The 12,523-nt window shown below is 67.7% G+C and carries 10 protein-coding genes; 9 read left to right on the top strand and 1 reads right to left on the bottom strand.

The genetic code is table 11. The features are described from left to right. Positions 1-284 precede the first annotated feature (284 nt). Positions 285-1,733: a mannose-1-phosphate guanylyltransferase/mannose-6-phosphate isomerase gene (locus ACJQWM_RS04465; RefSeq protein ID WP_332704086.1), complete on the bottom strand. Its 1,449-nt coding sequence runs from the start codon at positions 1,731-1,733 to the stop codon at positions 285-287. Between the two features lie 132 nt (positions 1,734-1,865). Between ACJQWM_RS04465 and ACJQWM_RS04460 the strand changes: the two genes are divergently transcribed. The 9 genes from ACJQWM_RS04460 (at position 1,866) to ACJQWM_RS04420 (ending at position 12,523) form a co-directional block, all read left to right on the top strand. Continuing rightward, entirely contained in the window at positions 1,866-2,612 is a 747-nt protein-coding gene (locus tag ACJQWM_RS04460; RefSeq protein WP_332704084.1) for an electron transfer flavoprotein subunit beta/FixA family protein, read from the top strand. Between the two features lie 130 nt (positions 2,613-2,742). Next, the gene (locus ACJQWM_RS04455) at positions 2,743-3,684 is read left to right on the top strand and encodes an electron transfer flavoprotein subunit alpha/FixB family protein (RefSeq protein WP_332704082.1); all 942 of its coding nucleotides are present in this window, start codon (positions 2,743-2,745) and stop codon (positions 3,682-3,684) included. A 171-nt stretch (positions 3,685-3,855) separates the two neighbouring features. Continuing rightward, positions 3,856-4,995 (top strand): glycosyltransferase, encoded by a 1,140-nt coding sequence (locus ACJQWM_RS04450; RefSeq protein WP_332704080.1) that lies wholly within the window; start codon positions 3,856-3,858, stop codon positions 4,993-4,995. Continuing rightward, positions 4,992-5,798: a methyltransferase domain-containing protein gene (locus ACJQWM_RS04445; protein WP_332704078.1), complete on the top strand. Its 807-nt coding sequence runs from the start codon at positions 4,992-4,994 to the stop codon at positions 5,796-5,798. Before ACJQWM_RS04450 ends, ACJQWM_RS04445 begins: the two co-directional genes overlap by 4 nt. A gap of 55 nt (positions 5,799-5,853) precedes the next feature. Next, entirely contained in the window at positions 5,854-6,843 is a 990-nt protein-coding gene (locus ACJQWM_RS04440) for a hypothetical protein (protein ID WP_332704076.1), read from the top strand. Positions 6,844-6,946: 103 nt separating this feature from the next. Beyond that, the gene (locus ACJQWM_RS04435) at positions 6,947-7,915 is read left to right on the top strand and encodes a glycosyltransferase family 2 protein (RefSeq protein ID WP_332704074.1); all 969 of its coding nucleotides are present in this window, start codon (positions 6,947-6,949) and stop codon (positions 7,913-7,915) included. Positions 7,916-7,920: 5 nt separating this feature from the next. Continuing rightward, positions 7,921-10,407: a hypothetical protein gene (locus ACJQWM_RS04430; protein WP_332704072.1), complete on the top strand. Its 2,487-nt coding sequence runs from the start codon at positions 7,921-7,923 to the stop codon at positions 10,405-10,407. Further along, positions 10,383-11,885, top strand: coding sequence for an ArnT family glycosyltransferase (locus tag ACJQWM_RS04425; protein WP_332704070.1), 1,503 nt, complete (start codon positions 10,383-10,385; stop codon positions 11,883-11,885). The genes ACJQWM_RS04430 and ACJQWM_RS04425 overlap by 25 nt, the downstream gene beginning before the upstream one ends. A gap of 8 nt (positions 11,886-11,893) precedes the next feature. Next, a complete protein-coding gene (locus ACJQWM_RS04420; RefSeq protein WP_330970059.1) occupies positions 11,894-12,523 on the top strand; it encodes a hypothetical protein in 630 nt (209 codons plus the stop codon).

The following is a 12,523-nucleotide window of genomic DNA, read 5'->3' as shown; positions in this document are numbered from 1 at the left end:
CCCGGTCGCCAGAACCGGACCTTCGGGCAATGGCCGAAGCCTGCGCGCTGCCTTCTCCCGCTTGCGGGGCGAGGAGGAGCGCTTGCGAGCCATGGCTCGCGCGACGAGGAGCGCCTGAGCGCTACGCGCGAAGGCCGGGGCTCGGAGCAAGGTGCCCGAAGGGCGGATGAGGGCACGCGACATCGACCTGTTACGCAAGCGGGTCTCGCTTGCCCTCACCCCGGCCCTCTCCCGCAAGCGGGAGAGGGGGCAAAGCGCGGCCTTTTCCTGCGTTCGCGCCAGCGCTATGACCGCCCGTACACATCCTCCAGCCGGACGATGTCGTCCTCGCCCAGGTAGCTGCCCGACTGCACCTCGATCAGCTCGACCGGCTCGCGGCCGCGGTTGCGCAGGCGGTGCACGCTGCCCAGCGGGATGTAGGTGCTCTGGTTCTCGTGCAGTTCGAACACCTTGTCGTCGCAGGTGACCTCGGCCACGCCCGACACCACGATCCAGTGTTCGGCGCGATGGCGATGCTGCTGCAGGCTCAGCGCGGCGCCGGGCTTGACCACGATCTTCTTGACCTGGAAGCGCTCGCCCAGGCCGATCGAATCGTAGCTGCCCCACGGCCGGTAGACCTTGCGGTGGTACAGGTGCTCGCTGCGACCGGCGGCCTTGAGCGCATCGACCACGGTCTTGACGTCCTGCACCCGGTCCTTGCGCGCAACCAGGGTCGCATCGGCGGTATCGATGATGACCAGGTCCTCGACCCCGATGGTCGCGATCATGCGCCGTTCGGAGGCGCGCACCAGGCTGCCGCGGGTATCGACCGAAATCACGTCGCCCTCCACGCAGTTGCCTTCGGCGTCGCGCTGCGCCACCGACCACAGCGACGACCACGAACCGATGTCGCTCCAGCCGCAACTCACCGGCACCACCGCGGCGCGATCGGTGTTCTCCATCACCGCGTAATCGATCGAGTCGCTCGGACTGGCGGCGAACGCCTGCTCATCGATGCGGATGAAATCCAGGTCCGAGCTCGCCTGCGCGTGCGCCGCACGCGCGGCCTGGAGAATGCCCGGCGCATGCCGCGCGAGCTCGTCGAGGTAGCGCTGCGCCTTGAACAGGAACATGCCGGAGTTCCATGCGTAGCCGCCATCGGCCAGGTAGCGCTCGGCGGTGGCGGCGTCGGGCTTCTCGACGAAGCGTTCGATCCGATAGCCGCCGAGGGCAGAGTCCACGCCTCCGCCGTGACCGCCGCCTGGCAGCAGCGGCGCGCCGCGCAGGATGTAGCCATAGCCGGTCTCGGCGTAATCGGGCTGGATCCCGAACGCGACCAGCCAGTCCTGCCCTGCGAGCACCATCGCGCTGCCGACCGCGTCGCGGAACGCGGCCTCGTCCTCGATCAGATGATCGGCCGGCATCACCAGCATCATCGCGTCGCGATCGTTGGCCAGTACGTGCAGCGCGGCCAGCGCGATGGCCGGCGCGGTGTTGCGCGCGACCGGCTCCAGCAGGATGCCGCCGCTGGCCACGCCGACCGCCTGCAACTGCTCGCCGACCATGAACCGGTGATCCTCGCTGCACACCGTCACCGGCGGCTGTGCGTCCGGCAATGCGCTCGCGCGCAGGATGGTTTCCTGGAACAGCGATCTGTCCCCGATCAGCGACAGGAACTGCTTGGGCTGGTTCTGCCGCGACAACGGCCACAGCCGCGTGCCGCTGCCACCACTGAGCACCACCGGATGCAGCATCGTCCCACCTCGTCGTCTGGATCGACAAAAAGCATAGCCCAGCCCCGCCCGGTGACTGCGCCTTTCATCCGCCTTCGCTAGAATGAGGGTCTCGGCCAACACGGCCGCGCACCCCACAAGGAACCCCGCACGATGAAGATCCTCGTCGGCTACAAGCGCGTGGTGGACTACAACGTCCGCATCCAGGTCAAGCCCGACGGCACCGGCGTGGTCACCGACGGTGTCAAGCTGTCGGCCAACCCGTTCGACGAAATCGCGCTCGAGGAGGCCCTGCGCCTGCGCGACAAGGGCATCGCCAGCGAAGTCGTGGTCGTCACGATTGCTCCGGCCGATGCCCAGGCGCATCTGCGCAACGGCCTGGCGATGGGCGCCAACCGCGCGATCCATGTGGTCTGCGATGAGCCGGTGCAGTCGCTGACCGCCGCGCGCACTTTGCTCAAGCTGGTCGAGAAGGAGCAGCCCGACATCGTGATCCTGGGCAAGCAGGCAATCGACGACGACGCCAACCAGACCGGGCAGATGCTGGCGACCCTGTGGGGCCGGCCGCAGGCGACCTTCGCGTCCAAGGTCGAGATTGAGAACGGCAAGGCCACGGTGACGCGCGAGGTCGACGCCGGCCTGGAGACGCTGGAAGTCGACCTGCCGGCCGTCATCACCACCGACCTGCGCCTCAACGAGCCGCGCTTCATCAAGCTGCCCGACATCATGAAGGCCAAGAGCAAGCCGCTGGAATCGATCGCCTTCGCCGACCTCGGCGTGGACGCGACCGAGGGCCTGAAGACCACCGGGCACGCCGCGCCGCCCAAGCGCAGCAAGGGCGTGATGGTCAAGGATGCAGCCGAACTGGTCGCCACGTTGAAGCAGAAAGGCCTCCTTTAACCCTGTAGGAGCGGGCCATGCCCGCGATGCTTCTCGGCCGCGGAAGAGCGGTCGCGGGCATGGCCCGCTCCTACAGCCACGAGCCAGTCACAGGTCTCCGCCCAGGCGGGACGGAACAAAGGAACGAACAATGTCCAAAGTCCTGATCGTCGCCGAGCATCTCGACGGCCAACTCAACGCCTCCACCGCCAAGTGCGTGGCTGCCGCCCAGGCGCTGTCTCCCGAAGCGATCGACATCGCGGTGCTGGCCGCCGACCCCGCCGCCGCGGCCGAGCAGGCCGCCAGGATCGAGGGCGTCACCCGCGTGCTGACGGTCGCCAACGCCGCCAACGAGCACGCCATCGCGCAGGTGCTGGCGCCGCAGGTGGCGAAGCTCGCCGCCGACTACAGCCACGTCTTCGGCCCCAGCACCACCTTCGGCAAGGACCTGATGCCCTGCATCGCCGCGTTGCTCGGCGTCGCCCAGGTCTCCGACATCATGGCGGTCGAGGGCAGCCACACCTTCAAGCGCCCGATCTACGCCGGCAACGCGATCATCACCGTGGAGGCCCCGGCCGACCAGCCGGTGATCGCGACGGTGCGCACCGCCTCGTGGTCGGAAGCCGCGCAAGGCGGCGACGCCACCATCGAGGCGGTCACCGTCGAGGCCGAGCTGCCGGGCCACACCCGCTATGTCGGCTTGGCCGCCGGCGACTCCGACCGCCCCGACCTGCAGAGCGCCAAGCGGGTCGTCTCCGGCGGCCGCGGGGTCGGCTCGTCGGAGAACTTCAAGATCATCTTCGACTTCGCCGACAAGATCGGCGCCGCCGTGGGCGCCTCGCGCGCCGCGGTCGATGCCGGCTACGTGCCCAACGAGATGCAGGTCGGCCAGACCGGCAAGATCATCGCCCCCGAGCTCTACATCGCCGTCGGCATCAGCGGCGCGATCCAGCACCTGACCGGCATCAAGGACGCCGGCACGATCGTGGCGATCAACAAGGACGCGGACTCGGCGATCTTCGAGATCGCCGACATCGGCCTGGTCGGCGACCTGTTCAAGGTGTTGCCGGAACTGGAGCAGGCGCTGGGCTGAGCGCGACCGGCTGCAGCGCGCGGTCGTCGTCCTTGGGGGGATGCCAGAGAACTGCTGCGGCCGCACGGCGAGGGAAAGCAGATCCTTCGCTGCGCCTCAGGATGACGACAGCGGGAGCCCGGGCTGCCGCGCCGCGCCCCGACCGAGCGCCAGCCCCGACCGAGACAAACCATGCGCGTGATTTCCTGGGGCACCTACGACACCGGCAAACCGCGCACGCGGATCCTGCACAAGGGCTTGCGCGCCCACGGCGTGGAGCTCCAGGAGATCCATGCGCGGGTGTGGGAGGGCATCGAGGACAAGTCGCAGGTGCGCGGCCTCGCCTCCAGGCTCGGCCTGCTGGCGCGCTGGCTGTGCGCCTATCCGATGCTCATCTGGCGCCTGCTGCGGGCGCCGCGGCCGGACCTCTACCTGATCGGCTACCCCGGCATCCTCGATGCGTTCCTGATCGCCCCGATCGCGCGGCTGCGGCGCGTGCCAGTGGCCTGGGATGTCTTCCTGTCGATGTACGACACGGTCTGCGAGGATCGCCGCCTGCTCCGGCCCGGCAGCGTGCCGGCCAGCATGCTGCGCTCGCTCGAGCGGCAGGCGCTGCGCTTGCCCGACATTGTCTTCATGGACACCCGCGCCCATGCACGCCGGCTGGAGCGCTTGTTCGGGTTCAACGAAGGCCGCTGCGATGCGGTCTGGGTCGGGGTGGAGACCGAGTACTTCGGTTGCACCGAACCGGCACCGGCATCGGCGCAGAGTGCCGGCACCCTGCGCGTGCTGTTCTACGGCCAGTTCATTCCGCTGCACGGCGCCGCAACCATCGTCGCCGCCGCAGGATTGCTGCGCGACGAACCGATCGAATGGCAACTGGTCGGCCGCGGCCAGGAAGCCGCCCGCATCCGGGCGATGCTGGACAACGATCCGTTGCCACGGGTGCAGTGGACCGATTGGGTCGAGTACGGGCAATTGCAGCGGCTGCTGGCCGCAGCCGATCTGTGTCTGGGCATCTTCGGCACCTCGGAAAAAGCCGCGAGCGTCATTCCCAACAAGGTGTTCCAGATTCTCGCGGCAGGACGGCCACTGGTGACGCGCGACTCGGGTGCGATCCGCGAGCTGCTTTCACCATCGTCCCCCTGCACGTATCTTGTGCCGGCCGGTGATGCTGGCGCACTGGCCGATGCGGTGCTCGCCCATCGACGCAGCCTCGCCGCTGACGGGGCCCGGCGAGCCTGCCACCAGCGGTTGAACGACCGCATCGATGCCGCCGCGATCGGGCGGCAATTCCTCGACATGACCCAACGCAGGTTGCACCGGCAATGACAAACCTACTGGTCCAGGATGCCTTGCTGGGTCCCGCCGCTCCCGAGCTCGGCTGGGTGCCGGCACCGCGTTACCTGCTCCGGCGCCGCCGCATCCTGCGCCAGCTCCGTGACGTGACGCCAGGCGATGTGGTGGAGATCGGCTCCGGCGCCGGCATGCTGCTGCAGGAACTGGCCGAACGGGGTCATCGTTGCCACGCACTGGAAACCTCGGCGCAGGCGCGAACGCTGATCCAGGCCCTGTGCGAGAAATCCGGGTACTCCATTGAGGTCCACCAGACCGCGCCGCAGGACTGGACGGGGCGGTTTCCGATGGTCATGGCCTTCGAGGTCCTCGAGCACATCGAGGACGACCGCGCCGCCCTGCGGCAATGGGCCAGTTGGCTGGCACCCGGGGGCACGCTGCTGATCTCGGTGCCGGCCCATCCGCGCCAGTGGAATGCCGCCGACGTCTGGGCCGGGCATTTCCGGCGCTATCGCAGGAACGAACTGGTCGGGCTGGTCGAGGCGGCCGGGCTGCGACTGGAGCACACCGAGTGTTTCGGGTTTCCGCTGGGCAACCTCACCGAACGGGTCCAGGCCCGCGGCGTGGCCCGCGCCTTCCGGCAGTCCGGCGACCAGGGCCGGCGACAGGACAACAATGACCGCAGCGGCATCGAGCGCGGCCACGTGCTGCGCTGGTACCCGCTGCTGCGCTCGGTGCCGGGCAAGGCTGCGCTGCATACGGCTTTTGTCCTGCAGGCGATGTTCAATCGTCTGCCGTTGGGCAACGGCTACCTGCTGCGCGCCACCCGTCCGCTGTGAGGCGCGACTCGATGGAAGACGACTCGATGAAGCCCGATTCGACGAAGCGCGACTGATGGAGCACGAGTCGAAGAAGCGCGGCCCGATGAAGCGCGCCCTGCACCTGCTGGGGCTGGCGGTCGCCATCGCGGCGTTCGCCTATTTCGTGCTGTACGCATACCGCGCGCTGGCCGGCCAGGACCTCAGCCAGTTGCTGCAACCGCGGGTGATGCTGGCCGGCGCGCTGCTGACCGGGTTGTACGCGCTGCTGGTGTCGCTCACGGCGGTGGCGTGGTCGTGGCTGCTGCGGGGGCTGGGGCAACCGGCAGCGTTCACGGTCACCGGACCGATCCTCGCCACCACGCAGATGGGCAAGTACCTGCCCGGCAATGTCGCGCATCATTTCGGGCGGGTGGTGGTCGCCCGCGGCCACGGCCTGGATACCGGCAGGACCGTGCTGTCGATGGCCTACGAAACCCTGCTGGTGCTGGTCGCGTGCGCGCACGTCAGTGCGCTGACGTTCCTGTGGAGCCCGCCGGCGGCGCTCGCGCAATGGCCGTTGGCGCAATACCGTGCGCCGCTCGTGGTCGCCATCTCGTGCGGTGCACTGGCAATCATGCTGGCCGCGCCGCGGATCGCGGGCATGATCACCCGGCTGCGTGCCGGGCAAGGCGCGCCCGCCGCCGCAGCGGTCCGCGGGCACCCGGGCTGGTTCACATCCCTGGGCTGCTATCTGGTCTATTCGTTGAATTTCGCGCTGGTCGGCGTCGGGTTGTGGGCGGTCGCAAAGAGCCTGTCGCCCGATCCGGTCGGCGCCGCCAGCCTGGTGTTGCTGGTGGGTGCATTCGCCAGCAGCTGGATCCTCGGTTTCCTCGCGCCCGGCGCGCCGGCCGGGCTCGGCATCCGCGAAGCGGTCCTGTCGCTGTGGCTCGGCAGCACGTTCGGCGCCACCATCGCGGTTGCGCTGATCGTGATGCTGCGCATTGCCACTACACTCGGCGACCTGCTGAACTTCCTCTGGGGCAGCGCCGCGCTGGCCCGCGGCCGCAGGCTCCGGCTGCAATGAGGCACGTCGTCGGTTCCGGCAGGCATCGGACGACACCCTTGCCGCCGCACTGCGGTGATCATTTTTTGTCCATACCACCTACCTGTTCGGAGCACCGCTCAGCATGAAGCTCATCATCCAGATTCCCTGCCTCAACGAATCCGAGACCCTGGGCGTCGCGCTGGGTGCACTGCCGCGCCAGGTGCCGGGTTTCGACCAGGTTGAATGGCTGATCATCGATGACGGCTCCACCGACGACACCGCCGCGCTGGCCAGGGAGCTCGGGGTCGACCACGTCATCCGGCACCCGGTCAATCGCGGGCTGGCCACGGCCTTCATGACCGGGCTCGATGCGTGCCTTCGGCTGGGCGCTGACGTCATCGTCAACACCGATGCCGACAACCAGTACGAGGCGGCCGACATCCCCAGGCTGACCGCCCCAGTGGTCGCCGGCGAGGCCGACATGGTCATCGGCAGCCGGCCCATCGGCGAGACCGAGCATTTTTCCTGGATCAAGAAAAAACTGCAGCGCCTCGGCAGCTGGGCGGTGCGCATGGCCAGCAAGACCCAGGTGGAGGATGCCCCCAGCGGCTTCCGCGCGATCTCGCGCGAGGCGGCAATGCGCCTGAACGTCTTCAGCGCCTACACCTATACGCTGGAGACCATCATCCAGGCCGGCCAGAGCAATCTGCGCATTGCCTGCGTGCCGGTTCGCACCAACGCCGACCTGCGCCCATCGCGCCTGGTGAAGAGCATCCCCAGCTACGTGAAACGGTCGCTGCTGACCATCGTGCGCGTGTTCGTGATCTACCGGCCGCTGGCACTGTTCGTCTATGCGGGCTCGGTTTTCCTGATCATCGGCCTCATGGCCGGCCTGCGCTTCGTCTTCTATTACCTGCAAGGTGCCGGCGGCGGCCACGTGCAGTCGGTAATCTTCGCATCGCTGTTCATCACCCTGGGCGTACTGCTCTACATGATGGGCCTGATCGGTGACCTGATCGCCACCAACCGCAAGCTTCTCGAGCGGGTCAGTCTGCAATTGCGCCGTCTCGACCTGCCTCGCGACGTGCCCCGCGACCTGCCCCGCGAGTGACCGACATGGACCGCCGGTGGTTCCACCCGCGCTCCGGTCTGCTCGCCCTGCTGCTGTATGCGGCGGTGGCCGCGCTTACCCTGGGCGCCAATCCGTTCAAGGGCGAAACGATCACGCCATTCGACGTGCTGGTCAGCCAGCGCGCGTGGGAGTTCGTCGACCCTGAGGCGGAAGTCAGGAGCTACCAGCGCTCGGACATCCTCAACGCGCTGCTCCCGCAATGGGAGGTCGCCAAGAAGCAGCTTCAGGACGGCCAGGTACCGCTGTGGAACGACAAGGTCGCCGGCGGCGGCACGTTCCTGAGCCTGAACACGAACCTGTTCACCCCGGCTTTTGCGATATTCGCCGTCACGCCCGATCCGGCGCTCGGCTTCTATCTGGGGACGCTCTTCAACCTGGCGCTCGCCGGACTGGGCATGCACCTGTTCCTGCGCCGGCATGTAGGCGCACCCGCGGCCATCATCGGCGCGATCACTTTCGAGCTCTGTGGCTTCAATGCCGCGTGGCTGTACTGGCCGCACGTGCTGACGCTGATCTGGGCACCATGGTTGTTGTGGGCGATCGACCGCTGCGCGCACCGGCCCGGGGCCGGCAACAGCCTGCTGGTGGCGGCGAGCTCGGCACTGGTGTGGCTGGGCGGCTTTCCGTTCCTGAGCGTGCTGGTGATCGAGATGGCCGGGCTGTACGCGCTCGTCCTGCTGATAACCCGGTGGCGCAGCGGCGACAAGCCGTGGCGGTTCGCAGCGTGGTGCCTGGCCGGCACCGGGCTCGGACTGCTGCTCGCAGCACTGCCGGTGCTCGGGCTCCTGTACTGGTTGCAGCAGTTCGATCTGGGCTACCGCGAGGGACGCGGCAGCTATCTCGACCTCGGCCACTGGAAGCAGTTGTTTCCACCGTGGGCCTACCAGGTACAGCGGGTCGAACAGACGATGTACGTCGGTGCCTCGATGATGGCGCTTGCGGCGGTGGCGCTTGCGGCGTTCCTGGCCACGGTGCTCCGTCGGCGTGGCGTCCGGCCCTTGCCGCTGTTCGGCGTGCTGGTCGTGGCGATCACCGCGGGCCTGGTGTTCGAACTCTGGCCCATGTGGCTGATCGGCTGGTTGCCGGGCATGACGTTCAACTCCTGGTCGCGCGCCATCGGTTTGCTCGACATCGGCCTGGTCATTCTGGGCGCACTGGGCCTGGACCTGCTGTGGAGAGCGGCGAGGCGCAAACCGCTGCGGATCGCGCTGGTGGCGATCGGGCTGGTGCAGGTCATCGAGATCTCGATGTTCTTCAGGGATTTCAACGGTCCGGTGGATGCCGACTACTACTTCCCGCGGACCGCCTCGATCGAGTACGTGCGCGAGCGCGCGGGTCCGTTCGACTACGTGATCACCGACAAGTCCTTCGTCATGTCCGGGACCCTGGGCGTGTATGGCCAGCGCGAATGGCTGGCGCACTACTTCCGCATCCCGGCCCTGCAGGACGCGCTGCATGAAATGGCGAAGCGTCCGTTCAATTCGCATCGCGCGTCGGCGTCGCGTTTCCCCGCTTCCCACATCAAGTACGACGCGCCGGCAATGGCCGACTACAACGTCCGCTACGCGCTGATCGACTCACGCCACGGCCCCGGCACGCCCGAGCGCATCGAGGTGGCGGCCATTGGCGAGCACGTCGCGCTTCCGGCCATGCCGGAGCACTCATATCTGCAGCACTTCAAGCTGCCAGAGGCGACCGCGCTGCTTGGCCTGTCGGTACGGCTGGCGACCTACCGCAAGTCGAAACTTCCCGGGCGGGTCACCCTGCAAGTGCTGGACGCCGGCAACCATGCAGTGGCGGAAGCCGCGATCAACGCCGCGCAGGTCAAGGACAACACCTACATGGACTTTCACTTCACCCAGCCGGTGACGCTGGCGGCCGGCGACTACGCGTTCTCGCTGGCCTATGAACCCCGGGAGCCAGGCTCATGGAGACTCACCGCCTGGGCCTTTGAAGCGCCGGATCCGGCGACTGGGCTCAGCATCGATCGCGAACCCTTTGCTGGCACCATCCAGTATCAACTGCTGGCGCAAGAGTCCGGGGGCAGCGCGTTCCGCCGCGTGTTCATGGCCGACGGCACCGTCGTGCTGGAGAACGGCGATCACCCTGGCGGCCCCTACTTCATTGCCGACCTCCAGGATGGTGCCGATTCGCTCGCCGATGGCACGGTCCAGGTCACGCGCTATCGGTCGGACGCCTTCACGCTGCGCTATGTGGGCGACACCAGCGGATACGTCATCGTGCCCATGAGCATGACTGGCGACTGGCGAGTGACGGTGGACGGCGCGCCAGTCGAGCCGTCGCTCAAGCATGGCGTGATGCCCGCTGTACGGGTCTCCGCTCCGGCGACGATCCGCTTCGAATACCGGCCGGAGCTGTTGCGCTGGCTGTGGCCGTGGCTTGCCGCGGTGGCCGCTGCCCTGCTGGCGATGGCCTGGGCCAGCCGGTGGACCACAAGGCCGGCTCGATGACGCAGGCGCTGGTCCGGACGCGAATCCTGCCGACCGCGGCGCTGGTGGCGCTGATCTTCCTGGCCAAGTTCGTGGCCTACGGATGGCTGGTCACGCCGCTGTGGGACATCCCCGACGAGTCCGGCCACTATTCCTACGTCGAGGACATCATCCGCGGCGAATGGCCGGTGGTCGGTCAGGCGCGCATGGGCGATGAGGTCACCCGGTCCTGGAAAACCCCGACGGCCACGCCGGGCATGAACTGGATCGCGCAACACCCTCCGCTGTTCTACGTCCTGGACGCGCCGCTGGTCATGGCGGCACAGGCCGCAGGGCTCGATTTCGAGCAGCAGGTCCGTTCGGCGCGCATGCTGGGTGCGCTGTTTGGCGCGCTGACCATCCTCGGCCTCGCGTTGTTCCTGGCCCGGGCCAGCGGCCGCGACGAGCTCGGCCTGGCCGGCGGCATCTTCCTGGCGGCAACGCCGATGTTCACCCATCTGAGCACCGGCGTCAGCCACGACACGCTGGTGGCGTGCACCGCCGCCTGGGCCGCCTACTGGTGCGTGCGGTGGCTGGAGTCCGACAGGTTTCGCCATCTCCTCTTCGCCGCCGCATTGGTCGCGCTGTGCACCGTCACCAAGCTGACCGCACTGGCGATGGCGCTGCCGCTGTTCTTCGCGCTGGCCTGGCGGCTGTGGCGCCAGCGCGGCGTCCTGCCACGCCATCACTGGATCTACCGCACGGCTGCGCTGTGGCTGGTCATGTTCGTCCCCATGTGCCTGTGGATCGCATGGAACCTGACGACCGTCGGCCGGATATTCCCTGACGCGGGCATCCTTTATGACCTCACCCTCGTGCCGATCGGCTTCTTCGAGATGATGCATCGCTTGCCTTACTGGCAGCACACCTTGCTCAACTTCATCGCACTGGTGGGCTGGAACGGTTCTGACGGCGGCGCGGCCAAGTGGGTGAACGCCAACGGCGCGATGGCCCGCTACTTCCTGGCCTGCCTGGGCACGGCCGGGCTGGCAGTGCTGGTCAAGCCTGTGCTCCAGTGGCTGCAGGCGCGACCACGGCATATCGCGATCGGTGTGTCGCTGCTGGTAGTGGCATACGCCAGCTGGGCGCTGCCACTGACCGAGCTGGCGGCATGGGTGTGCCTGCTGCTGCTGGCCGCCATGCTTTTCACGTTGGCGGCCAATGGTCGCCGTTTCGTTGTGGCCGACGGGCTGGGTTGGCTGCTCGCCACATCGGCGCTATGCATGCTGGTCTTTGCGTTCATCTACTACGAACACCTGTGGTCGGGGTTCACCGGCGCGGTGCGTGCCACCCAGGGGCGATACCTGTATCCAGTCGTCCCGTTTTTACTGCTGCTACTGGTGTGGCCGTTCCGGACCCGAGCGGCCAGTCGCGCGGTGCTGTGTGGCGCGGTCGGCGCGATGATTGTTGCCGACGGCTTTTTCCTGCGCCAGGTGTTCCAGTTGTACGGGCAGCTGTGACCATGAACATGCGCCCGATCGTGATCGTGATCTTCGTTGCAGCCGCGTGCCTGCTGTGGTGGCCCTTCCATACCCAGACCTCGCTCTACAACACCGGCTCCGCAGGCTCGACTCCTGCCGGAGAGATCCTCGCGCGCTTCGTTCTGGAGCAGACCGTCCGGCCCGGCGCTGACCAACAGGTCCGGAGCCATGAGGGGCAGCAGCATTGCTTCGGCATCCGCTTCGCGACCTACATGCGAACCAACGGCGGCCGCCTGGATGTCCGCTGGCGGCAGGGTGATCGCCACCAGCAATGGCGGGTGAACGTCGCCGGTCTTGCCGACAACAAGTTCCGTTATTTCTGCCCGGACGATGCGTTCGCTGCAGAGCAGGACTTCGATCTGCGTATCAGCGGTGTGGATGGCCAGCCCGGCAACGCGGCCACTTTGTGGCTGGTCGACGACACGCGGCTGGGAACGGCGCGCCTCGGCGGCGATGCGGTCGCCGACAAGGCCCTGGCGCTGGAGGTCACCACACGCGAGCGCATCGGCATCGCCTCGATGATCCGCGTCAACGCAGGCGCGTTCGCGTTCGGCTGGGTCTGCACCCTGCTGGTGGGCGTGGTGGCGCTGAGGTCAGCCTTCGCACCGGCGCGGTAG

Source organism: Novilysobacter longmucuonensis, assembly GCF_046600735.1.
GTDB lineage: Bacteria > Pseudomonadota > Gammaproteobacteria > Xanthomonadales > Xanthomonadaceae > Novilysobacter_A > Novilysobacter_A longmucuonensis.
The sequence above is the reverse complement of the archived record's forward strand: the minus strand, read 5'-3'. Positions and strand labels throughout refer to the sequence as shown.